Source organism: Vibrio sp. F13, assembly GCF_020806305.2.
Classification (GTDB): Bacteria; Pseudomonadota; Gammaproteobacteria; order Enterobacterales; family Vibrionaceae; genus Vibrio; species Vibrio crassostreae_C.
The window spans coordinates 701,661-726,803 of the sequence record NZ_CP170176.1; the positions used below are offsets into that span (position 1 = coordinate 701,661).

General features: G+C 45.3%; 20 protein-coding genes, 6 tRNA genes, 3 rRNA genes and 1 riboswitch. Of the genes, 16 read left to right on the top strand and 13 right to left on the bottom strand.

Annotated features, from left to right (window positions below; translation table 11 throughout):
* Positions 1-2 precede the first annotated feature (2 nt).
* Positions 3-641 (bottom strand): NAD(P)-dependent oxidoreductase, encoded by a 639-nt coding sequence (locus LMH68_RS18095; protein WP_017067752.1) that lies wholly within the window; start codon positions 639-641, stop codon positions 3-5.
* Positions 642-803: 162 nt separating this feature from the next.
* Here LMH68_RS18095 and LMH68_RS18100 point away from each other — a divergent pair, with 162 nt between their 5' ends.
* Positions 804-1,700, top strand: coding sequence for a LysR family transcriptional regulator (locus LMH68_RS18100; RefSeq protein WP_108099283.1), 897 nt, complete (start codon positions 804-806; stop codon positions 1,698-1,700).
* A gap of 131 nt (positions 1,701-1,831) precedes the next feature.
* Here LMH68_RS18100 and LMH68_RS18105 read toward each other — a convergent pair whose 3' ends face one another.
* Both LMH68_RS18105 and ribB read right to left on the bottom strand, forming a co-directional pair.
* Complete coding sequence (locus LMH68_RS18105; RefSeq protein ID WP_017065871.1) at positions 1,832-2,680, bottom strand: hypothetical protein; 849 nt, start codon at positions 2,678-2,680, stop codon at positions 1,832-1,834.
* 338 nt (positions 2,681-3,018) lie between these two features.
* Positions 3,019-3,675 carry a 3,4-dihydroxy-2-butanone-4-phosphate synthase gene (ribB, locus tag LMH68_RS18110; RefSeq protein WP_017054827.1) on the bottom strand — a complete coding sequence of 219 codons (657 nt, stop codon included), beginning with the start codon at positions 3,673-3,675 and terminating at the stop codon, positions 3,019-3,021.
* 188 nt (positions 3,676-3,863) lie between these two features.
* A riboswitch (FMN riboswitch) is annotated at positions 3,864-4,014 on the bottom strand.
* 386 nt (positions 4,015-4,400) lie between these two features.
* Between ribB and LMH68_RS18115 the strand changes: the two genes are divergently transcribed.
* Positions 4,401-5,147 carry a phosphatase PAP2 family protein gene (locus tag LMH68_RS18115; protein WP_017064917.1) on the top strand — a complete coding sequence of 249 codons (747 nt, stop codon included), beginning with the start codon at positions 4,401-4,403 and terminating at the stop codon, positions 5,145-5,147.
* Between the two features lie 53 nt (positions 5,148-5,200).
* Here LMH68_RS18115 and LMH68_RS18120 read toward each other — a convergent pair whose 3' ends face one another.
* The 4 genes from LMH68_RS18120 to LMH68_RS18135 all read right to left on the bottom strand — a co-directional run bounded on the left by LMH68_RS18120 (position 5,201) and on the right by LMH68_RS18135 (position 8,043).
* On the bottom strand, positions 5,201-5,563 hold the full coding sequence (locus LMH68_RS18120) for an MmcQ/YjbR family DNA-binding protein (RefSeq protein ID WP_017061695.1): 363 nt from the start codon (positions 5,561-5,563) through the stop codon (positions 5,201-5,203).
* Positions 5,564-5,641: 78 nt separating this feature from the next.
* Positions 5,642-6,367, bottom strand: a complete 726-nt coding sequence (locus tag LMH68_RS18125) for a sulfite exporter TauE/SafE family protein (protein WP_170962367.1) — start codon at positions 6,365-6,367, stop codon at positions 5,642-5,644.
* A 221-nt stretch (positions 6,368-6,588) separates the two neighbouring features.
* On the bottom strand, positions 6,589-7,800 hold the full coding sequence (locus LMH68_RS18130; protein WP_017061697.1) for an MFS transporter: 1,212 nt from the start codon (positions 7,798-7,800) through the stop codon (positions 6,589-6,591).
* Positions 7,801-7,815: 15 nt separating this feature from the next.
* Positions 7,816-8,043: a hypothetical protein gene (locus LMH68_RS18135; protein WP_083190214.1), complete on the bottom strand. Its 228-nt coding sequence runs from the start codon at positions 8,041-8,043 to the stop codon at positions 7,816-7,818.
* Positions 8,044-8,439: 396 nt separating this feature from the next.
* Here LMH68_RS18135 and LMH68_RS18140 point away from each other — a divergent pair, with 396 nt between their 5' ends.
* Entirely contained in the window at positions 8,440-9,054 is a 615-nt protein-coding gene (locus LMH68_RS18140) for a YitT family protein (RefSeq protein WP_017065874.1), read from the top strand.
* Between the two features lie 120 nt (positions 9,055-9,174).
* On the opposite strand, the gene sigZ is transcribed toward LMH68_RS18140, so the two are convergent.
* Positions 9,175-9,759: an RNA polymerase sigma factor SigZ gene (sigZ, locus tag LMH68_RS18145; protein ID WP_229648219.1), complete on the bottom strand. Its 585-nt coding sequence runs from the start codon at positions 9,757-9,759 to the stop codon at positions 9,175-9,177.
* Entirely contained in the window at positions 9,743-10,039 is a 297-nt protein-coding gene (locus tag LMH68_RS18150; RefSeq protein ID WP_229648220.1) for an ArsR/SmtB family transcription factor, read from the bottom strand. The genes sigZ and LMH68_RS18150 overlap by 17 nt, the downstream gene beginning before the upstream one ends.
* 233 nt (positions 10,040-10,272) lie before the next feature.
* Between LMH68_RS18150 and LMH68_RS18155 the strand changes: the two genes are divergently transcribed.
* The gene (locus LMH68_RS18155; RefSeq protein ID WP_017061701.1) at positions 10,273-11,373 is read left to right on the top strand and encodes a permease; all 1,101 of its coding nucleotides are present in this window, start codon (positions 10,273-10,275) and stop codon (positions 11,371-11,373) included.
* 103 nt (positions 11,374-11,476) lie between these two features.
* On the opposite strand, the gene trmY is transcribed toward LMH68_RS18155, so the two are convergent.
* Positions 11,477-12,076: a tRNA (pseudouridine(54)-N(1))-methyltransferase TrmY gene (trmY, locus tag LMH68_RS18160; RefSeq protein WP_229648221.1), complete on the bottom strand. Its 600-nt coding sequence runs from the start codon at positions 12,074-12,076 to the stop codon at positions 11,477-11,479.
* Between the two features lie 255 nt (positions 12,077-12,331).
* On the opposite strand from trmY, the gene LMH68_RS18165 reads away from it, so the two are divergent.
* From LMH68_RS18165 to LMH68_RS18210, 10 genes are all read left to right on the top strand, one after another.
* Entirely contained in the window at positions 12,332-12,856 is a 525-nt protein-coding gene (locus LMH68_RS18165; RefSeq protein WP_065584102.1) for a DUF3087 family protein, read from the top strand.
* 592 nt (positions 12,857-13,448) lie between these two features.
* Positions 13,449-15,003 (top strand): 16S ribosomal RNA (locus LMH68_RS18170).
* A 122-nt stretch (positions 15,004-15,125) separates the two neighbouring features.
* Positions 15,126-15,201 (top strand) — tRNA-Glu (locus LMH68_RS18175).
* 2 nt (positions 15,202-15,203) lie between these two features.
* Positions 15,204-15,279: transfer RNA gene (locus tag LMH68_RS18180), tRNA-Lys, on the top strand.
* Between the two features lie 25 nt (positions 15,280-15,304).
* Positions 15,305-15,380, top strand: a tRNA-Val gene (locus tag LMH68_RS18185).
* A 25-nt stretch (positions 15,381-15,405) separates the two neighbouring features.
* Positions 15,406-15,481, top strand: a tRNA-Ala gene (locus LMH68_RS18190).
* A 32-nt stretch (positions 15,482-15,513) separates the two neighbouring features.
* Positions 15,514-15,589 (top strand) — tRNA-Val (locus tag LMH68_RS18195).
* Positions 15,590-16,000: 411 nt separating this feature from the next.
* Positions 16,001-18,893 (top strand): 23S ribosomal RNA (locus tag LMH68_RS18200).
* 166 nt (positions 18,894-19,059) lie between these two features.
* Positions 19,060-19,175: ribosomal RNA gene (rrf, locus tag LMH68_RS18205) — 5S ribosomal RNA — on the top strand.
* The 16S, 23S and 5S rRNA genes sit together here with 6 tRNA genes alongside, the layout of an rRNA operon.
* A gap of 107 nt (positions 19,176-19,282) precedes the next feature.
* A tRNA-Ser gene (locus LMH68_RS18210) sits at positions 19,283-19,373 on the top strand.
* Positions 19,374-19,579: 206 nt separating this feature from the next.
* Here the strand turns inward: LMH68_RS18210 and LMH68_RS18215 are convergent.
* A protein-coding gene (locus tag LMH68_RS18215) for an IS630 family transposase (RefSeq protein ID WP_102394396.1) occupies positions 19,580-20,615 on the bottom strand; the annotation gives its coding sequence in 2 pieces (ribosomal slippage) (positions 19,580-20,155 and positions 20,157-20,615; 1,035 coding nt in all).
* Positions 20,616-20,768: 153 nt separating this feature from the next.
* On the opposite strand from LMH68_RS18215, the gene LMH68_RS18220 reads away from it, so the two are divergent.
* The gene (locus LMH68_RS18220) at positions 20,769-21,002 is read left to right on the top strand and encodes a phosphonate metabolism protein (RefSeq protein WP_010428389.1); all 234 of its coding nucleotides are present in this window, start codon (positions 20,769-20,771) and stop codon (positions 21,000-21,002) included.
* A gap of 108 nt (positions 21,003-21,110) precedes the next feature.
* Here the strand turns inward: LMH68_RS18220 and LMH68_RS18225 are convergent, their stop codons facing one another.
* A complete protein-coding gene (locus tag LMH68_RS18225; protein ID WP_102321071.1) occupies positions 21,111-22,445 on the bottom strand; it encodes an MATE family efflux transporter in 1,335 nt (444 codons plus the stop codon).
* 262 nt (positions 22,446-22,707) lie between these two features.
* Positions 22,708-23,682, bottom strand: a complete 975-nt coding sequence (locus LMH68_RS18230) for a helix-turn-helix domain-containing protein (protein WP_017064911.1) — start codon at positions 23,680-23,682, stop codon at positions 22,708-22,710.
* A 92-nt stretch (positions 23,683-23,774) separates the two neighbouring features.
* Here LMH68_RS18230 and LMH68_RS18235 point away from each other — a divergent pair, with 92 nt between their 5' ends.
* Positions 23,775-25,130 (top strand): serine hydrolase domain-containing protein, encoded by a 1,356-nt coding sequence (locus LMH68_RS18235; protein ID WP_229648257.1) that lies wholly within the window; start codon positions 23,775-23,777, stop codon positions 25,128-25,130.
* Positions 25,131-25,143: the final 13 nt, after the last annotated feature.

Consider the following 25,143-nt stretch of genomic DNA (forward strand, 5'->3'; position numbering starts at 1 on the left):
GACTAGTACGCAACACCAATACGTTGGCGTGGGAATTTGCCAGCTTCGAGTTCATCAATCATCGCAATAGCGTAATCGCTGACTGAAATTTTGCTGTTACCATCTTCGTCGGTGAGCAGTTGATCGCCACCAGTGCGGTAGGTCGATAGTTTCTCGCCCGGGAATATTTCTGCGGCAGGGCTAACGAACGTCCAGTTAACTTCGCTATTAGATTGCTTGAACACTTCAAGAGCTTCGCCCTGTGCTAGCGCTTCGTTTTTGTAATCCGCAGGGAAGTCAGGAACAGTCACTAGCGGTACGTTTGGCGCTACTTCTAATGAGCCAGCTCCGCCAACCCAAAGTAGGCGATCGATACCGATGCTCGGTAATGTTGCCAGCAATTTAGTCGCAGTGTTTTTTACGATGTCGTGATTACCCAGAGCACGTCCGCCAATCGAAGTAATGACTGCATCAACGCCGGATAGTGCGTTTGCTAGACTTGCGGCTTCATCTTGTAAATCAAATGAACGAACCTCAACATCGCTAATCTCTACACGGCTTGCATCTCTTACAACAGCAACGACTTCGTGTCCGCGATCTTGAGCTTCTTGAGCGATGTGACTACCAATCCAACCTGATGCACCTAATACTGCAATTTTCATAATGTCTCTCCAATTATCTAATTTATTGAGTCTGTTTCTCGACAGCCATTGCAGTCTAATAGCTTACTGGGTTGCGATAAATATCGTAAAATGATGTAGATTGTATCTATATAGTGATCTAATAAGATTCGGTTAGCTGCTAAACAGCTCAAGGAGAGTGCGATGGATAGGTTGACGGCGATGCGCAGCTTTGTCGAAGTGGCAAATTGTGCCAGTTTTACGCAAGCGGCAGAGCATTTGGACATGAGTCGATTACAAGTGTCGCGCCACGTTCAAGAGATCGAAGCGTGGCTAAAACAAAGACTTTTGCATAGAACAACTCGAAAGGTGAGTTTGACGGCGGCAGGGGAAATCGCATTACAACGCTGTGAAAAAATACTCCATGAGACCGCAGAGCTAGAGGTTACTGCGCTTAATCAAACCGATGATCTTTCCGGGACAATTCGAATCGCAGCGCCTATTGGGCTGACTCAAAACATGTTATTGGATGTGGTCGAGCAGTTCACTGAACGCCACCCTAATATTATGGTCGAACTTTTTGCTTCGGATCGTTTTACTCAGTTGGTGGATGAGCGAATTGATATTGCCCTTCGATATACCGATCAACCTGATGAAAACTTAATTGCCAGAAAGCTGATGGAAATCGACTCGGTTGTGTGTGCATCTGCTGCTTATATAGACAAGCATGGAGAACCTAAAACGATTGAAGAACTTCGACAACATAATTGCTTTCGCCACCTTAGTGTGACTAAATGGGATTTCGTGAAAGATAACCAACATTATTCAGTTGAGGTGTCTGGCACTATCAAGGCTAATGATGTTGGAGTGCTAACTCGCGCCGCACAGCACGGGAAAGGGGTAGTTCGTTTACCTTGTGACTTAGCCAACCCACTGATTGCGAATGGCAAATTGATACGAATATTGGATGAGTTTGTTTCACCGAGTAGTGTGCTGTGGGCGGTGTATTTGTCTCGTAGTTATCAGCTGCCGGTTGTTCGTCAGTTCATTGATTTTGCCGCAGAAGCTTGGTCTAGCGATATCAAATCTGGCGATGTTTGAAACTTCATAGGCAATGATACATAGCGATAGAATTTTAAAAGCTCATAAATACAAAAATCCGATATCAATGGTGATATCGGATTTGAACTCAATAATTCAGAGTTCCAGCACGCTCTCCTCTCACGAAGTCTTTACATGTAATGGTGTACGGATAATCGGGTATTTATTACCTTTTCGTTTACGTCTGGTAAAGGCTGATACAAGCTTCTCGTAATGTCGGATAATACTTGGTCGTAAACTTGCGATACCACAGTAGATATATCACTGGTTAATTCGTACATGCTATCTGCTGGTTGGGTCGCTTCAGTGCTTGATGCGATCTCGGTGAGTGCATGCATCGCACGCGTGCAAATGGGTGACCCACTGCTGATCGGGCAGATAATCGATAATTGGTTAAGTTTGCGGTGTGTTTGAGATGCGTAGAATTTGAATCTCGCGTACTCCTCAGGCTTCTCCATATCAGGTATGCACATGCGTAACTTGGTCAGGATCTCCATGCAGTCTAAGATCTGTTGCCAATTCATGTGATACTCACGGCTCATGTCTTCTCGCTCAGACTGAATAAGCCAGATGATCATCACTTCATCCATTAAGAACATGCTGTGACGTATCGTTTTGCCATGAATCGATTGGTTACGCACCAAGCTACGGTTTTGCCAGTCGCTGTGCATGGCGATGAGCTTGAGGTGATAGATGCGATACATAGGGCGGCTATCAAACGACACATGGGACTGAAGCAGTTCAGATACTTCAAGTATGTTGTCGTAAATCTCGTTCACTTTGCGAATCGAGTCGCTAGACAACTTATAAGCTAGAGCATAGTGCGTTGCCGCGCGATGTTTGCGTGATAACAACAATAATTCTCTAAGCAGAACTAAGGTTTCAAACCTGTGTGATAGCGCTGTTTGTCTCTTCCTTGAGAAATGAAACAGGGCCGCAAGTACTAATAGGGATAAACCCACTGAAATAACTACAAACATATTCAACTCCTAATATTTGTATACCTACTTAGTGGTAGTGCAGACACCGTGCCAAAATAAATAAGTGTTATATTTCAGTTGCTTATGATTTCCCTGTAATTATGGATGATCAATGATGGTGCATGACTTCACCATTCTAGTGAATGTTTCTCATATTTTGCAGGATTTTTTGAGAGGTTAGTCGTGGGCGATGAGATGGAACTTAGATTTCAGTGTAGGAAATGAAGAAGGCCTCACCCTTTATATACTTTTAACTAGAAAAAGCAGTAAGAGTGAGACCTTTCAATGTTCATTTCTGAGTTTCGTTAGCTTAAGAGCTAAGCGTTTAGCACTAAACGTTACGCAAGCTTAAGGTCGAACTCAGTGCGGTACATAACCATATCTTCAATGGTCAGTACTGGCATGTTGTGAAGTTTGCCGAAAGCAACGATCTCTGGCGCTTTTGCCATTGTGCCGTCTGGGTTGGTTACTTCACATAGTACGCCTGCCGATTGAAGACCAGCCATTTGCATAAGATCCACAGTACCTTCTGTGTGGCCGCGGCGAGCAAGTACGCCACCTTTACGAGCACGTAATGGGAATACGTGGCCAGGGCGAGCAAGGTCAGTAGGCTTAGCTGTTGGGTTTGCAGCTGTCTTGATCGTTGTTACACGGTCAGCGGCAGAAACACCTGTTGTTACACCAACTTTCGCTTCGATAGTGACGGTAAACGCAGTTTGGTTTGCGCTGTTGTTATCAACAACCATAGGTGGAAGTTCAAGTTGGTTCGCTTGCTCGTCAGTTAGACACAGACACACAATGCCGCTGCATTCGCGGATCATAAGCGCCATTTGAGCATTCGTCAGGTGTTCTACTGAGTAGATGATGTCGCCTTCGTTCTCACGATCTTCATCGTCAAGTAGAAGTACGCCACGACCTTCGCGTAGAGCTTGCAGTGCATTTTCAACGCGAGTGATTGGTTCGCCAAATTCGGCAAGTAGTGAAGACTGATTCATGGTTAAACTCCTAAAATATCACCAGAATCAGGGCTGTATGAGGGATCTCAACCGAGCACAACAAAGCCTACTCATTACAAGTCAACTTTAGCTCATTATGGTTTTATCCAAAACGAAATGCACCCGCCTAAGTTGGAGGTACGAACCCAACTCACGCGGGTACGCCTTTCCAACTTAAACGAGTGTGTTTTCATTCTCTCTCATCCGGACTATAACCGTCGGCTCTGGCATCTCACCAGATCTGCTGACCTCGACGAATCGAGCGCTCGCGGGCTTATCTTTAGATTTTGCTAAGGACATACCGCCGGTGGGGAATTTCGCCCCGCCCTGAGAATAAAAATTAATAATCTGTTTTGCTTTTGAAAGCAGACCAGATGTTAATCCTTTCAATAGTGGATTTAAAGGACTGACAGCAAAGTTTTTAAGATTCTGGCCTTATAATCCGGTAAGTGTTCACTTTATCAGCAGAACGCGTCCGGTAGTCTATTAATGGGATGATGCCTTTGTCTCGTCTGGTTTCAGTGGTTTTTGCTATCTCTATGAACATAAATGGATGTTGAACATTATTGGTGCTGGCGTGGCTGTTCACCGAATCAATACTCAAGAGGTCCATTAATCGAATATTGTTACACCATGACGGCTGACTGACCGTTTTGACATAAAATTGATATTGACGATGCTAAGCTGCGATAGCATCCGACCACTTTATCTAAAAGATCTTAGCCATGACTTCTCTGTTCTCTAACAAATCCAAAGGCTTATTACTGCTCGTTCTAAGTTTGTATTCCCTCATACCCTTTTTGATCTTTGGATCTGACTTCGACCTTGGAAGTGCTGTTTTGCCTTTCTATGGCGCCTTCATAACGTTTGTGACTTACTCTGCGGGCAATCAAGGGTTCTTGGTAACACTAGCGATTTTGTCTTTAGTATTGTTCACGATGAAGTTTTCCAAAGCGAAGTTAGTCAGTCTTTGTCTGCAGCTCGGCTTGTTGTTGGTGCTTAGCTTTGCAGCGAAAACCTTCTTAAAGCATTCCACTGAGAGCCCTCGTCCTTATTCTGAGTATTTGGTGACGCAGGAAGTGGTTGATATGCCGGAAGTGTTTTACGAATTACCATTGGTTGAAAAGAATGCTGCGATTGAGTCTGTACAAGATAAGGTGAGCGAGTGGCGAACGCGTCACTGGTTGGGTGAAACTGACTACTCTTTCCCATCTGGACATATGATTTTCGTCGGTGTGTGTTTGGCGTTCTTTGGTGGTCTTCTCCTAGAGGCGAAACGCTTTTATCTAGTCGGCGGTTTACTGGTTTGGGCTGGTGGTGTCGCCTATAGCCGTGTTTGGCTTGGCATGCATCGACCAGAAGACTTAGCCGGATCTATTGCCTTTGCGGGTTTGATCTATTTATTGGTGCCGCTTATCTCAGAGCAAAAAATAGAACGCTATTTACCTGCATTTTTGAAACAGACTTCTTAGGGATCCGTCCTCACTGCAAAAGAAGGGCTCAGATTAGCAGTACGTAATAAACGCTACTGATTGAGCCCTAGCTCTGCTTGCTTCTTTTTGGTTAGACCTAAGGACACAATTCGGTGTGACTCAATGAGATAGTATCTCAGCTCCTCATCCCTTTGTGGCGTGCTTTCAAACAGCTGAATCCATTTCATACCGCGTGAAGCAAAGTAGGGTGCGGGTTTATAGCCCGGCTCTTCTTTGAGAAAGTCGAAATTCTGATCGGACGCCTTGAAGATAAACGCAGGCTCATCTTTCGGTCCCCAACCACCAATCGCAAACACCTTGCCACCCACTTTCCAAACGTGCGAGTTATTCCACTGCATCACATAACTGGTTGCAGGCAGTGACTCGCAGAATGCGTTGAATTCGTCGTAAGTCATAGAGCGTCCTTTTAACTATTGGGTGTTTGTGTTGGTTTTCTAAGATGTCTTTCTTCTTCTTGTCTTTATCGCCAATAACTAGCCAGCTAAACCCTGCCAGATTGCCGTAAAGCCACTGAGAGAACATAGCAGTAATGAACCAATGCGTATCTTCTCTTTAGGGATGCTTTGTGTCGTCATTAACGCCACTTTGTAACCCAACCAAGCAGCAGGCAGCAAAGGTATAGTGATGATCAAGTGGTGTAGCGTGAAGAAGCCAATTGGGATCTGTACAACCAACGAAATGATCGAACTAAACACGAAAAACGCAGAAAGGTTACCACGAAGCTGATTGGCATCTTGGTGTTGGAGTAGCAGTGCCATCGGTGGACCACCAATACCAGAACTGGTGCCAAAGAACCCAGAGAAGAACCCCGCAATACCCATCTTAGTTGGGGTTGGTTCGAGTCTAAAGGGCAGTAGGCTAACAATCACGGCAAATACTACCAATAAGCCCAACCATAGTGATAACACGCTCGTTGAAACCATCACCAACAAAGCACCACCTGCCAGTGACCCAGGAATACGGCCCAGCAATGCGATTTTTAATCCGCCAATAGAGATATTTGCTCTATGTTTAAAAGCGTTGAATAATGAGATAAACAGACCGATCAAACAGATAGGCGCAGGCACATAATCTGGAGAGACCAAAAACAGCAGTGGGGCTGCAACAATGGCCAAACCAAAGCCGATTGCGGTTTGCACAAACGAGCCGACAAAAATGAGTGTCATTGCGATAAGGACAGTCTGATCTATGTATTCCATAAGCCTGCGGATTAGTTTTAAAGGAGCGGGTGGATACTATAAATGAAAACTAAAATAATAGTCTTATTATTCAGTGAGCTTTATGCCAGTTTCGCTAGTTATAATTTCTACTATAACGACCAACAAAAAAGCGAGTGAGTATCTCAGGATGCTTCCTTTCAATACTCACTCGCTTTATTGGAACGACTTGTTTACGCTAGTGGGGGAGTCAGCATAAAACGTTAAGCCATTGCCAATTTCAGTCGCTCAATGGGCTTGTCATTGATTGGTAAATGGATAAGTGCTGCTGCAAATGCCAGCACCACCGTTGACCACCAGATTGGCTCGTAAGAACCGTAGTAATCGTAAATACGACCACCCACCCAAGCGCCTAAGAAGCTACCCACTTGGTGAGTAAAGAATACCAAGCCGTACAACGTTGATAGGTAACGGGCACCGAAGATCTGACGAACTAAGCCAGACGTTAGCGGAACTGTACCCAACCAACAGAATCCAATGGCCGCACCGAAGATAGCCGCGGTTGATTCAGTCACAGGCAGAGTCACAAACGCACCGATAACCACAGTACGCACTAAGTACAGTGCAGACATAACGTGGCGTTTGCTGAACTTGTCGCCCATTACACCCCAGAAGTAAGACCCAAAGATGTTGAAGATGCCAACGTAAGCCAGTGCCATCGCAGCGCTGCTCGCGGGTAGGTCTTTATCTGCTAAATAGCTCGGTAAGTGCGTTGCGATAAACATTACGTGGAAACCGCACACGAAGAAGCCCGCGTGAATCAACCAGTAACCTTTGTGAGCAAACGCTTCAGACAACGCTTCTTTGAGTGTTTGGTTCTCTTCAGCTTGCGCTTGTTTGTTTGAGGCTGCTTTAGGCGCTCGCATGAACAGCGCAAAAGAGATCATCAAACAACACAGTACGCCAAACACTTGCATCGCACTCTGCCAGTCAAATTCATTCAGCATGTATTGTGCGCCCGGAATTACCGCGAACATACCAAATGAACCTGCAGCCGTGGTTAAGCCAAACGCCTTAGCCGCGTGCTCTGCTGGTACAACTTTCGCTACTGCGCCAAGCACGATCACGTAACTTGTCGCACTCAAGCCAAGACCAACCAGTGCGCCTAACGAAACGTAAAGCATGCTCGATTCGGTAGAAATTGAGGTAAGAAGTAAACCCAAACCGTAAGCACATGCGCCAGCAATAATGATGCGTCTTGCTCCCCATTTGTCAGCGGCCATACCAACAAAAGGTTGGAACACACCGAACAATAAGTTTTGTAGAGCAATAGAGAAGCTGAAAAACTCTCGACCCGTGCCGAAATGCTCTGAAATTGGCATCATGAAAATGCCGAATGATTGTCTGATCCCTAGACTGATAATAAGTGTGCCTATCCCTAGCCATACCAGTAAAGGAAAACGGAAAATGCTCATTCTAATACTCTTAAATTAATGGTGGTGATGTGAGTGATCTTGCGCTGACATGTGTTGGTCAGTGATCTCATGGTGATGTTCGTGCCCAGAATGATCATGCCCTGACTGCTGGTGGCAACCACTGCTTACGGCATGCTGAGCCAAGAGATCAATCAATGGCTGACTGTGATGCACAATAACCAAACTAATGACGAGGAATAACGTCATTCTGGCAAGTTGGGCAAAAAGAGATTGTGAAAACATACGGTGTTGACATGCGCTCAATGTTGTAAGAAGTCGCGCATCATAGTGATGAGTCGGGTATGTATCAAATGACCATTTGTGATGTAGTCTATGCGTTTTATGCATAGATTGTCGCTTGATTGGAATTGGTATAAAACGCGCTCAATAAATAAGAAAACTTGAAGCTCGTTAGTTAATAGAAACAAGTATCTAATTAAGAATGAAAGTCCAAATTAGGGCTTATAACTAGCTGTTTAATTTAAAGTTTCACAAAGCTGTAAAAACTAATATACAAACTAATCACTAAGCAACATTGCTCGTTCACTCGACTTATCTGTCAAACATCGTAAATTTGGGCATAAATCGTTTCAAGACTACTGAAACGCGATGTTAAAAGATTCAGGGAGAGTCATTCACATGGATAAAGATCATAATCTTCGCGAAAACTTACTGGCACTGATCTTAGGTAGCGCATTGGTTTCACTCGGCGTTATCTTTTTCAACCAAGTCGGTTTGCTCACCGGGGGCACGGCTGGTCTAGCGATCTTCATTACCAAAGTAACAGATTTGAGCTTTGGCCAAGTATTCTTCGCACTTAACTTACCTTTCTATATTTTGTCGGTTGCTCGTATGGGCTGGCGCTTCACAATCAATACGTTTATCGCGGTTTCGATTGTTTCGTTCGCCGTGGATCACTTGTATCACGTGATTCAAATTGCCGAAATTCATGCATTGTATGCAGCTTTACTTGGTGGTGGCTTGATTGGTACCGGCATGCTGGTGATTTTCCGTCACAAGATGAGCTTAGGTGGCTTCAACATTCTGGCGTTGTTCTTACAAGAACGTTTTGGAATTCGAGCAGGTAAGGTTCAGATGGCATTAGACTGCACGATTGTTGTGCTTTCTCTGTTCATTGTTGATGTGTCATTGGTTCTTCTGTCTGTGCTTGGTGCGATAGTCACCAACTTGATTCTAGCAATGAATCATAAACCGGGGCGCTATCAACCTGTGGTAAAAGCGGAAGCAGCATAGTTCGGTTCGCTCAAGCTCTAGATTTGCTTAAGTAAAGAGTGATTTGCAGATTATGAAAACAACAAAGCCAGCATTAATTGCTGGCTTTGTTCTATTGAAATAACGGATTCGATGTAACGATTAACACTTGCCGCAGCTGGCGTTCGGCTTAAGCTCGCAATCAATCACATTGCCTTGTTGATCAAGGGACAAGTTACAACACTCTTCAAACAGGTTCTTAAGATCAGCACGGCTTTTTTGCACGCGGGATTTAACCGTTGAATAGCTGACGTTCTGCGCTTCTGCGATCTCTTTTTGGCTTTGGCCTTTGATGTCGACCGCAAGCAGTAGCGATGAACTTTGTTCTGGCAATGCCTGAATAAAAGGTTCAATACACAATGAAAGTTTCTGCTTAAATTCAGAGTCGTGGTCTAAATCGGTAAACCACAGATCTTCAGCATCAATTTGGCTATCACGTTGTTGGCGTGCATGCTTACGGTAGAAGTCGATAATGGTGTTGTTGGCTAACTGGAACAGCCAAGCCTTAACACTGCTAGCATCTTGTACCTTATCTAAGTTCTGATAGGTCTTAATCAAGATATCTTGGAGCAAGTCGTCTACATCCGCAGAGTTGTTGACCTTTGAATGCAGGAATGACTTTAATGCTTGCTGATACTCGGCCCAGACTTGTTCGATCTTCAAAGGTGCATTAGTTGCACTGTTCATTTACGCAACATTCGTCTTGTAAGAAATCAATCACACCTTCTAGGCACTCATACTCCGCCACGCAGAATAGAGTTCTTCCTTCTCGTCTTTGGCTGATTAGGCCCGCAGACGCCAAGCTTGATATGTGGTGAGACAAGGTAGAACCGGGAATGCCTAGCTCTTCTTGTAGGCCGCCAACTGCAATGCCTTGGTAGCCAGTTTTAACGACACTCTTATAAATGGTTAGGCGAATAGGGTGCCCCAACTCTTTAAGTGCTTTCGCAACGACTTCTAAGTTCATATTAACTCCTCAAGATTTAATTTCGATGTTAGTCGAAATGTATGTCGAATTCAAATTTAAAAACGGTGTCTGTGTAAGTTATTGAAAAACTGTGTTTTCGAAAATCATTTCGATTTTTATCGAAATAATGCTTGTCCTGGAGCTGTTTATTTCTATAATTCGAGAATGTTCGAAATTAAGGATTGGTTACTTTTCTCATAGAGCCCGACCTTCAATCCAGTTTGGAGTTAATTATGAGCAATGAAATGTTAACAATGCTGAAAGACGCACTTGATATGTTCGCTTTCTTAGCAGTAGAGCTAATTATCTTTTTCTTAGCGATCAGCTACATTGTTGGGATTCTTCAAGAGTTCCTTACACCAGAAAAGATTCAATCTATCCTGAGCTCACGTAATGGTAAGGGTTATGTAGTAGCAGCACTACTGGGTGCAATTACACCTTTCTGTTCATGTTCGACCATTCCTTTCTTAAAAGGATTGCTGCGTGCAAGAGCGGGTTTCGGTCCAATGATGGTGTTCCTATTTGGTAGCCCACTATTGAACCCAGTGATCATTGGTTTGTTTGTGATTACTTTCGGTTGGCAAGTTGCTGTGTTCTACTTCCTTGTAGCAATGACGGTGTCTGTAGTGGCTGGTTACGCACTTGAGAAGCTTGGCTTTGAGCGTTACGTAAAACCTGAAGCGTATGAATCAACAGGTTCAGCTTCAAGCTGTGGCACTAGCTGTGGTGACTCTGCTCCTAAGAAAGCAGCACCGGTTAAAGCAGAATCTTCATGTGGTACAAGTGCATGTGGCGAACCTGCACCAGTAATGGCAAAAGAGACATCTTGCTGCGATTCTAAAAAAGAAGAGCCACAAGTAACGGTTTCATGCTGTTCAGCGGATGGAAGCGCAACAGCTGAAATCGTAGAGAAGAAAGAACCTAGCCGTTGGATGAGAATTTGGTTCTCAACTTGGAAAGATTTTAAACAAGTTTTCCCTTACCTAATGATGGGTATCGCGATTGGTTCATTCATCTACGGCTTCATTCCTACAGACCTTATTGCACAGTACGCTGGTGAAGGTATGTGGTATGCGATTCCAGTAGCAGCCGTGATTGGTATCCCACTGTACATTCGTGCTGAAGCGGTAATCCCATTAAGTGCAGCTCTAGTACAGAAAGGTATGGCGTTGGGTTCAGTAATGGCATTGATCATTGGTAGTGCAGGTGCAAGTTTGACGGAAGTTATCCTGCTTAAATCAATCTTCAAGAACCAAATGATTGCAGCATTCCTATTCGTTATCCTAAGCATGGCGATGGGTGCAGGCTTCCTATACAGCTTCATCTTTGGTTAATCAGGTCTGATTTCGAGATAACACCATTGATACAAAGAGATAGATAATAAAAAAGAGCTCACATAGTTGAGCTCTTTTTGCGTTGAGACTATTAGTTCGGAGATTAGAAACCGCGAATATCAAGCTCATTGTTGATCAACACAACACACTGAGAAGCAAACAGCATGTTCGGGCCTAAGCTGATCTTTTCTGTTCCTAAGCGCTTTAAGCTGTTGTAGCTTTTCTTCGGCATTGGGATGTGGTCAGTCAGAAGGAAACATGGGTTTTCCGCAATCTCTGCATCACGGATAAAGTCGCCTTTTTTATCCATCATGTACAGCTGGTGGTCTTCAGCCAGTTCTTTGACTAGTTTTTCAAAGCTCATAGTGCGAACGACGATTCCCGGTTCAACCTGACGTGTTTGTTCTTTTGTCATGCCTTGAGAAGCGTCAACCGCTCTTACTACCGCAGATAACAGTGCAGATTCATGAAAGCCGCCAATGTTGGTGATTTCATTTGAATCGAATGTAATGGTACGTGAAAAGTCTTTAGTACTTTCTAGCACAAGATGCACGGTGACATTCTCACGGTGAGATTGAGCAACGAAGATCGTGTTCATCAGAGTATGAGCCAGAATCTCAGTATGAGCGTCTTGCCCAACACCTTCTAAGATAAGTCTGCTCTCTGTAGGGGCTGCGCGAGCGCGTAATACAAATGAACGCATGGAATGTACCTTGTCAGTATGTGATAAAGCGAAACGGGCTTTATCAACATGAATTGATGAATAACCAAAATTGTGGCGGTATGTAACTCTTTTCTATTAATGAAGTCAAATAGAGTTGCGTATAGCGCCAACCAGAAGAACTCTGCGTATTAAATAGAGAATGACCACATTACAAATGGTAAGGGTTGAAGCGACCCAATGTTTACGTAGATAGTATGCGCCAATTATTAGGTGACTTACATAAGGAAGTAGTCGATGAAGTTACAGAAGATCAATAAAGAAGAATATAGAAAGAAGATGAACCTGCTGTTGGTTTCGTTGGTTGGGTCACTCGCAGTGTTCGCCATTGTATTCGGAACCATACTGATCGAGCTATTCGGTTCAGGGCAATCAATCGCAGGCGAATCGACAGGTAATTTCCACTTGAACGTATTAGGTGTGATCTTATCAGTCGCATTGAATGCATTTATCGCGAGCCGTGTGAAAGGGCATGATTACTTCAAAGAAGCGCTTTATGTATGGAACCTTAAACAAATCCATAATCAAATCTATCGTAAGCTCAAGCGTATTCAACCCAAAGCTGAGCAAGGCGACCGAGACGCGCTGACCATCCTTTATTTCTATTACACCACGCAAAAACAGGTATACGACCTAGACAACAACACATTGACGATAAAAACAGTTCAGCAATCGCTAGATAACATCCTAGAAGTGAGTGAGAAATGGAGCATTGAGCTAGATATAGAGGCTTTTTCGAAAGATCTAATCGCAAAGTTTTAAGTAATACACCCATTATTGTATGAGCTTTGACCTGTGAAAGACGCTTTTGACGTAAAAGTAGACACTTAAGCAACTTTTTTGAATTTTTATCAAAAAAGGGGTTGCCATGTTTACGATGATCTCTATAATGCCGCCTCACTGACACGGCAGACGCCACAAGGCTTCAGCGGTAATCAGTAAGACGGAAAGTTCGAAACAAATTAATTTTAAAAAGTGTTTGACACTTAAGATTAAATCGCTAGAATTCACGTCCGCTTTCAAGGGTTTCTTTGTAAAAAGAAAGTTTCGATAAGCAAAGCTCTTTAACAATTTAAACCTATCAATCTGTGTGGGCACTCGTTGATGAATATCAAAACGTCATTCTCAGGAATGGCAGTTACTTCGGTAACAAAATTGATTTCAATGAACTGAGTGACCAATACGTTTAACTACTTGTAGTTATTCGGCACAGTCAATTCATTACCATTCTGTTCCTATTTATTTAAGAAGAGAGGGGTAATAGCTTTAGAATTACATGTTTACTTCGGTAAATATTAGTTTTGAAGTCAGTATTCGTTGAGTCACACCTATTAATTTAGGTAATCAAAACTTTAAATTGAAGAGTTTGATCATGGCTCAGATTGAACGCTGGCGGCAGGCCTAACACATGCAAGTCGAGCGGAAACGAGTTGTCTGAACCTTCGGGGAACGATAACGGCGTCGAGCGGCGGACGGGTGAGTAATGCCTAGGAAATTGCCTTGATGTGGGGGATAACCATTGGAAACGATGGCTAATACCGCATAATGCCTACGGGCCAAAGAGGGGGACCTTCGGGCCTCTCGCGTCAAGATATGCCTAGGTGGGATTAGCTAGTTGGTGAGGTAATGGCTCACCAAGGCGACGATCCCTAGCTGGTCTGAGAGGATGATCAGCCACACTGGAACTGAGACACGGTCCAGACTCCTACGGGAGGCAGCAGTGGGGAATATTGCACAATGGGCGAAAGCCTGATGCAGCCATGCCGCGTGTATGAAGAAGGCCTTCGGGTTGTAAAGTACTTTCAGTTGTGAGGAAGGGGGTAGCGTTAATAGCGCTATCTCTTGACGTTAGCAACAGAAGAAGCACCGGCTAACTCCGTGCCAGCAGCCGCGGTAATACGGAGGGTGCGAGCGTTAATCGGAATTACTGGGCGTAAAGCGCATGCAGGTGGTTCATTAAGTCAGATGTGAAAGCCCGGGGCTCAACCTCGGAACTGCATTTGAAACTGGTGAACTAGAGTACTGTAGAGGGGGGTAGAATTTCAGGTGTAGCGGTGAAATGCGTAGAGATCTGAAGGAATACCAGTGGCGAAGGCGGCCCCCTGGACAGATACTGACACTCAGATGCGAAAGCGTGGGGAGCAAACAGGATTAGATACCCTGGTAGTCCACGCCGTAAACGATGTCTACTTGGAGGTTGTGGCCTTGAGCCGTGGCTTTCGGAGCTAACGCGTTAAGTAGACCGCCTGGGGAGTACGGTCGCAAGATTAAAACTCAAATGAATTGACGGGGGCCCGCACAAGCGGTGGAGCATGTGGTTTAATTCGATGCAACGCGAAGAACCTTACCTACTCTTGACATCCAGAGAAGCCAGCGGAGACGCAGGTGTGCCTTCGGGAGCTCTGAGACAGGTGCTGCATGGCTGTCGTCAGCTCGTGTTGTGAAATGTTGGGTTAAGTCCCGCAACGAGCGCAACCCTTATCCTTGTTTGCCAGCGAGTAATGTCGGGAACTCCAGGGAGACTGCCGGTGATAAACCGGAGGAAGGTGGGGACGACGTCAAGTCATCATGGCCCTTACGAGTAGGGCTACACACGTGCTACAATGGCGCATACAGAGGGCAGCAAGCTAGCGATAGTGAGCGAATCCCAAAAAGTGCGTCGTAGTCCGGATTGGAGTCTGCAACTCGACTCCATGAAGTCGGAATCGCTAGTAATCGTGAATCAGAATGTCACGGTGAATACGTTCCCGGGCCTTGTACACACCGCCCGTCACACCATGGGAGTGGGCTGCAAAAGAAGTGGGTAGTTTAACCTTTCGGGGAGGACGCTCACCACTTTGTGGTTCATGACTGGGGTGAAGTCGTAACAAGGTAGCCCTAGGGGAACCTGGGGCTGGATCACCTCCTTATACGAAGATATACACGATGAGTGTCCACACAGATTGATTAGGTTTAGAAAAGCAAAGAGATGAAGAACTCCCAAGTTCTTCGAAGTTTGTTTCTACTTTTTAAAGTAGAGACGAATTGCAGTGTCCCGTTCGTCTAGAGGCCTAGGACACCGCCCTTTCACGGCGGTAACAGGGGTTCGACTCCCCTACGGGATACCATTGGGTCGTTAGCTCAGTTGGTAGAGCAGTTGACTTTTAATCAATTGGTCGCAGGTTCGAATCCTGCACGACCCACCATTTCCTCCCAAGGAAATAAAATTTGGGGCGATTAGCTCAGTTGGGAGAGCACCTGCCTTACAAGCAGGGGGTCACTGGTTCGAGCCCGGTATCGCCCACCATTTCCTCCCAAGGAAATAAAAATATGGGGCTATAGCTCAGCTGGGAGAGCGCCTGCCTTGCACGCAGGAGGTCTGCGGTTCGATCCCGCATAGCTCCACCATTCTTTCTCCATGAAGGAATCAAAACTATCATGGGCGATTAGCTCAGTTGGGAGAGCACCTGCCTTACAAGCAGGGGGTCACTGGTTCGAGCCCGGTATCGCCCACCATCTTTAAGCACACTTTTCTTAGTAATAGAAAACTGAGTGTATTTAAAAATGGTTTTGAAAGTTTAATGCTTTAAAAACTCTTGCTCTTTAACAATTTGGAAAGCTGACTGATTGATTTACTTACGAGTAATTCAATCAAATTTAAAAGTTCTCAATGTTTATCTGCTCTTATTTAATAAGAACGGTATAAACACAACAAACACATTCAAGTGTCTTGGCTTTTTGTCTTCACTTTTTAAAAGTGGAAATAAAGAGTGATTCAAACTTAGTTTGAATCGAAATTGAGTCCGGCAAACAGTCATTGAGAATTAACCCTTCTTGATGACAACCAAAAACCTTGGTTAGTTGCCATACGCTTATTTGTCTTCACTTTTTAAAGTGAAAGCAAATAGAAACCCTTTCGGGTTGTATGGTTAAGTGACTAAGCGTACACGGTGGATGCCTTGGCAGTCAGAGGCGATGAAAGGCGTAATAACTTGCGATAAGCCCAGATTAGGTAGTAATAACCTTTTGAGTCTGGGATTCCTGAATGGGGAAACCCACTTACATAAGTAAGTATCCTGTTGTGAATACATAGCAACAGGAGGCAAACCGGGGGAACTGAAACATCTAAGTACCCCGAGGAAGAGAAATCAACCGAGATTCCGAAAGTAGCGGCGAGCGAAATTGGATTAGCCCTTAAGCTTTTAATGATGCAGGTGAAGAGTCTGGAAAGTCTCGCAGTAAAGGGTGATAGCCCCGTAACCGACACATCATAATCAGTGAAAACGAGTAGGGCGGGACACGTGATATCCTGTCTGAATATGGGGGGACCATCCTCCAAGGCTAAATACTACTGACTGACCGATAGTGAACCAGTACCGTGAGGGAAAGGCGAAAAGAACCCCTGTGAGGGGAGTGAAATAGAACCTGAAACCGTGTACGTACAAGCAGTAGGAGCACCTTCGTGGTGTGACTGCGTACCTTTTGTATAATGGGTCAGCGACTTAATTTTAGTAGCAAGGTTAACCGTTTAGGGGAGCCGTAGGGAAACCGAGTCTTAACTGGGCGTACAGTTGCTAGGATTAGACCCGAAACCAGGTGATTTAGCCATGGGCAGGTTGAAGGTTGAGTAACATCAACTGGAGGACCGAACCGACTAATGTTGAAAAATTAGCGGATGACTTGTGGCTAGGGGTGAAAGGCCAATCAAACCTGGAGATAGCTGGTTCTCCCCGAAAGCTATTTAGGTAGCGCCTCGGACGAATACTACTGGGGGTAGAGCACTGTTAAGGCTAGGGGGTCATCCCGACTTACCAACCCTTTGCAAACTCCGAATACCAGTAAGTACTATCCGGGAGACACACGGCGGGTGCTAACGTCCGTCGTGGAGAGGGAAACAACCCAGACCGCCAGCTAAGGTCCCAAAGTATAGCTAAGTGGGAAACGATGTGGGAAGGCTCAGACAGCCAGGATGTTGGCTTAGAAGCAGCCATCATTTAAAGAAAGCGTAATAGCTCACTGGTCGAGTCGGCCTGCGCGGAAGATGTAACGGGGCTAAGCTATACACCGAAGCTGCGGCTACGTACCTTAGGGTATGTGGGGTAGGGGAGCGTTCTGTAAGCCGTTGAAGGTGGCCTGTAAGGGCTGCTGGAGGTATCAGAAGTGCGAATGCTGACATGAGTAACGATAAAGGGAGTGAAAAACTCCCTCGCCGGAAGACCAAGGGTTCCTGTCCAACGTTAATCGGGGCAGGGTAAGTCGACTCCTAAGGCGAGGCCGAAAGGCGTAGTCGATGGGAAACGGGTTAATATTCCCGTACTTCTTACAATTGCGATGGGGGGACGGAGAAGGCTAGGTGGGCCTGGCGACGGTTGTCCAGGTTCAAGTATGTAGGCGGAAAGTTTAGGTAAATCCGGACTTTCTTAACGCTGAGATACGATGTCGAGCTACTACGGTAGTGAAGTCATTGATGCCATGCTTCCAGGAAAAGCCTCTAAGCTTCAGATTGTAAGGAATCGTACCCCAAACCGACACAGGTGGTCGGGTAGAGAATACCAAGGCGCTTGAGAGAACTCGGGTGAAGGAACTAGGCAAAATGGTACCGTAACTTCGGGAGAAGGTACGCTCTTATCAGTGAAGTCCCTTGCGGATGGAGCAGACGAGAGTCGCAGATACCAGGTGGCTGCAACTGTTTATTAAAAACACAGCACTGTGCAAAATCGTAAGATGACGTATACGGTGTGACGCCTGCCCGGTGCCGGAAGGTTAATTGATGGGGTTAGACTTCGGTCGAAGCTCTTGATCGAAGCCCCGGTAAACGGCGGCCGTAACTATAACGGTCCTAAGGTAGCGAAATTCCTTGTCGGGTAAGTTCCGACCTGCACGAATGGCGTAATGATGGCCACGCTGTCTCCACCCGAGACTCAGTGAAATTGAAATCGCTGTGAAGATGCAGTGTACCCGCGGCTAGACGGAAAGACCCCGTGAACCTTTACTACAGCTTGGCACTGAACATTGAACCTACATGTGTAGGATAGGTGGGAGACTATGAAACCGCGTCGCTAGATGTGGTGGAGTCGTCCTTGAAATACCACCCTTGTAGTTTTGATGTTCTAACGTTGGTCCCTGAATCGGGATTACGGACAGTGCCTGGTGGGTAGTTTGACTGGGGCGGTCTCCTCCCAAAGAGTAACGGAGGAGCACGAAGGTGGGCTAAACACGGTTGGACATCGTGTGGTTAGTGCAATGGCATAAGCCCGCTTGACTGCGAGAATGACAATTCGAGCAGGTGCGAAAGCAGGTCATAGTGATCCGGTGGTTCTGAATGGAAGGGCCATCGCTCAACGGATAAAAGGTACTCCGGGGATAACAGGCTGATACCGCCCAAGAGTTCATATCGACGGCGGTGTTTGGCACCTCGATGTCGGCTCATCACATCCTGGGGCTGAAGTCGGTCCCAAGGGTATGGCTGTTCGCCATTTAAAGTGGTACGCGAGCTGGGTTTAGAACGTCGTGAGACAGTTCGGTCCCTATCTGCCGTGGGCGTTGGAAAATTGAAAGGGGCTGCTCCTAGTACGAGAGGACCGGAGTGGACGAACCTCTGGTGTTCGGGTTGTCATGCCAATGGCATTGCCCGGTAGCTAAGTTCGGAATCGATAACCGCTGAAAGCATCTAAGCGGGAAGCGAGCCTTGAGATGAGTTTTCCCTGGCACTATAAGTGTCCTAAAGGGTTGTCGTAGACTACGACGTTGATAGGCAGGGTGTGTAAGTGCTGCGAGGCATTGAGCTAACCTGTACTAATTGCCCGTGAGGCTTAACCATACAACACCCAAGGGGTTTTGTGGACTCAAAACTATTTGTCTCCGCTTTTTAAAAGCAGAAACAAAGTACAAACGCTTGAATGAGTTTGAAAGAGACTTTTAAATACAGTTTTCCAGATTATTTTGCCTTCAGTTTTTAAAAAAGCTGAAAGTAAAAGCAAAATTTGCTTGGCGACCATAGCATTGTGGACCCACCTGATTACATGCCGAACTCAGAAGTGAAACACAATAGCGCCGATGGTAGTGTGGGGCTTCCCCATGTGAGAGTAGGACATCGCCAGGCTTTAAATTTATTTTCACTTTTTTGAAAGGTGAAGACAAAAGGTATCGTTACTTGCATTAGCAAATAACAACCTCAACAGTGTACTAATCTGTTGATGACAATTTGTTGGAGGGATGGCTGAGTGGTCGAAAGCACCGGTCTTGAAAACCGGCAACCGTTAATAGCGGTTCTAGGGTTCAAATCCCTATCCCTCCACCACTCTTAAAGATTAAACCGCTGTTTTTACAGCGGTTTTTCCGTATCTAAAGCCTCGAAAATCATCTCGCACAGAAAGGTAGCACAGATGTACTTATTGAGACTTCCAAATAGCGTATACTACACACGTATCGCCACCCCACTTTCACTGCGTAGCAGCGGTTATCCCAAAGAGTTTAAATTCTCTCTTCTAATACCAATCCGGAAAACTAACTGATCAGGTCAATCCAATCTCTTGTACACATTTTTGTGACGCGATCTTTGCACTCAAGAAATCCATTCCAAGCGCTACAGACCTTCGAAACAATATCGTTATAATCAATGAAGTTTTGGTTTGCTAGATAGTGTTGCCTTAACCAACTCCACACTTGCTCTATAGGGTTAAGCTCTGGTGAGTATGGCGGCAATTTGATAATACTGACATTATCAAATGGGTTAGCAATATCATCGGTATGCCATCCTGCGCCATCCATTATTACCACTGAATGACGGTCTTTTTCTGTGACTTTAGATATCTGCTCTAGATGGTTTATCATGATGTCTTTGTTAACCCAAGGGACGACCATTGCCTCACCAATCCCTCTCGATGGGCACACTGAGCCAAACAAATAAGCGTATTCAAATTGCTGCTGTTTTACTACGCGAGGTCTCGTTCCACGAGTAGCCCAAAGACGTGTTGTTGTGTTCTGCTGACCAAACCTAGCTTCGTCTTGAAACCAGACATCAACACTCTCTAGCCCAATATGGCCGGGGATCTTAAGGATCGTTTCGATTTGGAATTTTTTTAAAATCGTCCTGTATTTGCTGTGATTGTTTAGGGTGTTTGGAACGAGAAGTTATCCAAGAAAAACCCATGTGGTCGAGGAGATAATAGATGGAATTAGGGTGGTAGTGCTTGTCAAAGTGTTTAACGATGTAGTCATGTATATCGCTTCCAACAAGGCGGCCACCAGAAGGTGATTCAGCTTCTTTTTTTATGAAGGCACTGAGTTGAGCCCGCTGCTCATCGGTGAGGTATGCAGGCCTACCAGTCCGAGGTTTTTCTTGAAGTCCTTCTAGGCCTTCTTCAAAAAAAATCCGAACCCATTTATTGACACTGGTTCGACTGACTTTGAGAGATTTTGCAATTTGTGTACGAGAGAGGCCGTCTTTAAAGTGTGCTAGCGCAAGTAAACGCATCTTCATCTGAATGGTTTTTTGCTGGCTCGCAAGCTTTTTGAAGTCAGTGTTATTAAGGCTATCCATGGCTAAATTTCACAATAATTCATCAATCTTAATTAGATCACATTTTTACTTTAATTGGTATAACTTCCTTTTAAAATGGTCCCGAATGAAACTGAAGTACTGCAGTTTTAGGCTGGTGAAGTACTTTGATACAATGGAATGATTAACTCATTTATGTTGATGCAGGGCCTGAACTGCTTGATTGTTTTCGTTGGCAACCGCTGCTTAAGGCGTACCGCCATACTCGATTGCGTTTGGCAACTGCGTCCTCGGTTTGATGCTCCTAGCTATGCCGAGCGATTAGAAAGCTTTGAATGGTGGCATTGGGATGATGAAACACTAGCAGAAATATTGCCACCATTCCAAAAAGATTGCGGTGAGTTTTTGGCTTACTTTGAGCAAGTCTAACCCCAATATATTTTAAGTCTGAAACTAAAAAAGCAGCCTAAGTGGCTGCTTTTTCGTTTAATAACTTTATAGCGGTTTAGCTGGCAAGCCGTTTAGTTCGCTAACTGATTAATTAGAAAGCTTAGCCTCGACTTGCCCAAGTGCGCGTTGGTACATAAACCAAGCACATGTACCGGCAAGCACATTACCCACCATGGCACCCCAGAACAGGCCTTCAATACCAGCAAGCTGCGAACCAATCCACAAGCAAGGCAAGAAGAAGGCGAACAGGCGCAGTGCTGATATCGTTAAGGCAGTATAAGACTTACCAAGCGCATTCGAGATAGAAACCATCAGCATACAGATACCCAACGGCCCTAAACTGATAGGAACGATAAGTAAGTGGTAGTTCAAAATGGTCGAGACTTCGTCTTCGCTGGTCATGAGATTTGCCAACCCGCCAGAGAACACCCAAGTTACCAGTGCGATCACCAATTGGAATCCTAATACAAACATCACGGCAATCTTCACAAGACTACGTATGTTCCCTAGGTTCTTTTCTCCCAACATTCGGCCAATCATAGGTGGCATCGACATAGTCAGAGCAAGCACTGCAACAATCGAAAAGAACTCAAAACGTGAACCTAGCGCCCAAGCTGCAACGGCTGCTGTGCCGTAGCCTGCAAGCAGTTTGGTGGCGAGCATCGAAGAGACTGGTGGCAGTAGCTGACTGATCATCGCAGGCCCCATGATGTTTCCTATAGAACGAATACTCTTGCCGATATCAAGATCGTGCCAGTCGAATGTCATCCAATGCTTCTTAGTTACCTTAGGAGCAACGATAAAGATACCCGCACCGAACGCCAAGATGGTCGCAATCGCGGCTCCGTTGATGCCCATGTCGAGCGTGAATATGAAAATCGGGTCCAATATCAAGTTGATGATGCTGGTCGCGATCATCATCGAACCGGGCAGCATGGTATTACCATTGGCACGACACACACTGTAGAAAAAGTAGAGCAGTGCGCCTGTCCAAGAGCTTACCAGCCAATAGATCCAGTAATAATCAATGATCGGCAGTACCGTCGGTGGTGCATCGAGGAGTTGTAAAATAGGACCACGCAACAGATAGATGATGACCGAGAACAGCGCGACACTCACACTGCCCATCGCAACGACTAATCCGCCGAGCTGTTTGGCATAGCGTATCTCGTTAGCCCCAATAGCTCTCGCGATCACAGCCGTTGTCGCGATGCCTAGTCCGACTTGAATCCCGATAATGATCATTTGAATTGGTAGCGTGAAGCCTTGAACCGCGAGCGGCAGTACGCCTAACTGGCCAATAAAAGCACTGTCTACAAGTTGGAAGCTCATCAGGGAGAGCACCCCAAACAGCATTGGCCATGTCATTGTATAGAGTTGTCGGCCAAGAGAAGGCGAGGGAGTTGCGGTCGTAGAATTCATAACACTCTTATCAGTCTTGAAGGTAGGTTTGTCGTAGTGACAATCCACTCAATGAAGAATTGCGTAAAGGATAACGTAACGTTAGCTCGATACCAATAAATGTCATTAAATCTATCGATATTACCTTTGCACAGTTTCATCGGTATGTGAGCATTGTGCAATGCAACTTTATGCGTTCGCTTATTGAAATTTAAGGTGTCGTATCTTGTTTCTGAGTTTTATATTAGCGGATTGGGTCTAAAGGTTTTCCATTCGACTATTTCTAATGTTTCGCTTTATCCCGATAACTTGGTGGCGTGACTCCAACCCAACCTTTGAATGCACGATTGAAATTACTCAAGTCGCTGTAACCCACTTGCCAACTGATGTCTTGAACAGAAAGGTTGGTCTCTTCAAGTAGCTGTTTTGCTTTAGCTTCCCGAACTTGTTCTTTGGCTTGTTTAAAGAGAATGTTTTTGCTCTTCAGGTTTCTCTGCAGCGTTCGTTTTGTCATGCCGAGCATGGTCGCAAACCACTCAATATTGAACCAAGGTAGAGTCGCATAGGTGTCTATTAATATCTCGACAGCGTGATGCCAATCTTGGGTACTATTTCGTTCTGAAATGGCACGATAATCATCGGGCAGCGGAATCGAGAACGCACCGTATTGCTCTTCAAACTGAATATCAGAATCAAAGAAATGCTTAGGTAATTTACGTGCGCTGTTGTGCTTAGAGACCAACTTGGCGTGTGATGGTTGCCAGCGACTGTCAATGAACTTACGGCATAGGCTAATCACGGTCAGGGCGCGAAACCATTCTGCTTGTTCAAAACCTGAGGTCGATGGGTGATAGCAACTTCGATGACACAGCCACCACAATCCATCGCTTTTTTCCGTCCATATGGTGACGTGATTACTTAAGGTCGATATTTCAGTAATCAAGCAGCGTACCGCTTGCTCGAGAGAAGTGCATTGTTCAATTTTTCGGTCTAGCTCAGGTGACAATTGCTCTAGAGAGGCCTTACGTCCAACCTCAATCCCTATCGAATAGCCAAACTTACGCTCAAGGCCATGAATGAAGCGAATCACGTCTTGTGTAGGAAGCCATTGATTGGATTGTGTCAGTTCAATGGGTAGACCGCACGCAACGGCGACGGTGCGCCAATCCAGTCTATGTTTGTCACAATACTGAATATATGGAGCAATGTTACTGGTCGAAGTGAGCAGTATGCTGGTGGTGTTCGATGATGCTTTCATTGTTTTGTGCCTACCATTAAATGTCATCAAGTGACCTAATTAAGTGTAGCGCATCTCCCTATACTTTTCCTAACCCAAACAGGAGAACAATTATGAAACTTAAACACATTGCCGTTCTAGTATCGTTAGCGACCCCATCATCATTTGCTCTTGCAGCAAACCCAGTTGAAGAAGCTCTGAAAGTTGAAGGTGCTCAAGTTACCTTGACCGTGAAAGAGGCGAGCACAGCATTTACCCCAAGTTTTACTGACTCAGCTCGTGAGTTATTCAATAACTTTCATTGGCAGATGGGCGGCGACCACAGCGTTTACTACAACATGCACATGAGTGAGTTTCTACCAACGGCACTGGCGGCTCCAAACGAAGAGTACAAGCCTTTAGTCAAAAATATCGACCCACGACTCGCTGCACTGAAAGTTGATACTGAAAGCAAAGGTCAGTTGACAATGGATGAGTACTTGGCGGATGAACAGTTCCGTACCCAAGGCTTTATGTTGATTCACAAAGGGGAGATCGTTTACGAAGCTTACCCAGGTATGAAGCCGACAGATACGCACGTTTGGGCATCTACAGCAAAAACGACGGTTGGCACAGTGATCGCAATGTTAGTGGAAGAGGGCAAAGTCGACCCTGAAAAAGAGATCGCTGAGTATGTTTCTGAATTGAAAGGAACGAACTGGGATGGCATCACAGTACACCAAGTTCTGAACATGTCGACCGCGCTAGACAATGAAGAGACATTAGAGTCTATCTTGAACCCAGACTCTGATGTGGTGCGCTTCTTCGCGGCATCGTTCAACTCACCTCGTGCAAAAACGGGTGAAATGGAAACTTGGATGGAAGTGGCTCAAGGTGCACAGAAACTGGAAGGTGAACAAGCAGGTGACCACTTCCGTTATGCATCTATCAACACCATGGTGCTGACTAAGTTAGTTGAAAACGTTGAAAACAAAACTTGGACTCAAGTATTCGAAGATCGTGTTTGGTCAAAAGTGCACGCACGTCAACCAATGCAATTCAACTTGACGCCAGATGGCATGGCGATCGCGGTTGGTTTGGTTTCATCAACGGTAGAAGATATGGCTCGCTGGGGAACACTATTTACACCTAGCTGGAAAGCGGTGGCTGATGAGCCAGTGGTGTCACAAGCTGTGATTGATCGTATCCGCAACGGCGGTGATCCAAAAGCATTCGTAGGTACTAGCAAAGAGAGCAGTTCACTGCACGCATACAACGAAAAAGCAGACTACAACGCATACCAGTTTGATTTCATTTTCAACGATGGTGCGATGTCGAAAAGCGGCAACCTAGGCCAATTTATTTACATCGATCCGGCGCGTGACTTTGTGGGTGTGATGTTCTCAACCAACCCATACCACTCAGGTTTTGGTGAGAATAAAGGCCCTGCACTAATGCGTTCGGCAGCAAAACTACTTGCTGACAAGTAATCTATTTATTACC

Excerpts from the sequence above, each read along its gene's own strand:
- LMH68_RS18120 (WP_017061695.1), bottom strand. The coding sequence starts at position 5,563 with ATGACTTACGACGAATTCAACGCATTCTGCGAGTCACTGCCTGCAACC.
- LMH68_RS18095 (WP_017067752.1), bottom strand. The coding sequence starts at position 641 with ATGAAAATTGCAGTATTAGGTGCATCAGGTTGGATTGGTAGTCACATC.
- LMH68_RS18225 (WP_102321071.1), bottom strand. The coding sequence starts at position 22,445 with ATGAATTCTACGACCGCAACTCCCTCGCCTTCTCTTGGCCGACAACTC.
- LMH68_RS18100 (WP_108099283.1), top strand. The coding sequence starts at position 804 with ATGGATAGGTTGACGGCGATGCGCAGCTTTGTCGAAGTGGCAAATTGT.
- LMH68_RS18230 (WP_017064911.1), bottom strand. The coding sequence starts at position 23,682 with ATGAAAGCATCATCGAACACCACCAGCATACTGCTCACTTCGACCAGT.
- sigZ (WP_229648219.1), bottom strand. The coding sequence starts at position 9,759 with ATGAACAGTGCAACTAATGCACCTTTGAAGATCGAACAAGTCTGGGCC.
- LMH68_RS18235 (WP_229648257.1), top strand. The coding sequence starts at position 23,775 with ATGAAACTTAAACACATTGCCGTTCTAGTATCGTTAGCGACCCCATCA.
- LMH68_RS18155 (WP_017061701.1), top strand. The coding sequence starts at position 10,273 with ATGAGCAATGAAATGTTAACAATGCTGAAAGACGCACTTGATATGTTC.
- LMH68_RS18220 (WP_010428389.1), top strand. The coding sequence starts at position 20,769 with ATGTTGATGCAGGGCCTGAACTGCTTGATTGTTTTCGTTGGCAACCGC.
- LMH68_RS18130 (WP_017061697.1), bottom strand. The coding sequence starts at position 7,800 with ATGAGCATTTTCCGTTTTCCTTTACTGGTATGGCTAGGGATAGGCACA.
- LMH68_RS18105 (WP_017065871.1), bottom strand. The coding sequence starts at position 2,680 with ATGTTTGTAGTTATTTCAGTGGGTTTATCCCTATTAGTACTTGCGGCC.
- LMH68_RS18165 (WP_065584102.1), top strand. The coding sequence starts at position 12,332 with ATGAAGTTACAGAAGATCAATAAAGAAGAATATAGAAAGAAGATGAAC.
- ribB (WP_017054827.1), bottom strand. The coding sequence starts at position 3,675 with ATGAATCAGTCTTCACTACTTGCCGAATTTGGCGAACCAATCACTCGC.
- LMH68_RS18135 (WP_083190214.1), bottom strand. The coding sequence starts at position 8,043 with ATGTTTTCACAATCTCTTTTTGCCCAACTTGCCAGAATGACGTTATTC.
- LMH68_RS18125 (WP_170962367.1), bottom strand. The coding sequence starts at position 6,367 with ATGGAATACATAGATCAGACTGTCCTTATCGCAATGACACTCATTTTT.
- LMH68_RS18115 (WP_017064917.1), top strand. The coding sequence starts at position 4,401 with ATGACTTCTCTGTTCTCTAACAAATCCAAAGGCTTATTACTGCTCGTT.
- LMH68_RS18150 (WP_229648220.1), bottom strand. The coding sequence starts at position 10,039 with ATGAACTTAGAAGTCGTTGCGAAAGCACTTAAAGAGTTGGGGCACCCT.
- trmY (WP_229648221.1), bottom strand. The coding sequence starts at position 12,076 with ATGCGTTCATTTGTATTACGCGCTCGCGCAGCCCCTACAGAGAGCAGA.
- LMH68_RS18140 (WP_017065874.1), top strand. The coding sequence starts at position 8,440 with ATGGATAAAGATCATAATCTTCGCGAAAACTTACTGGCACTGATCTTA.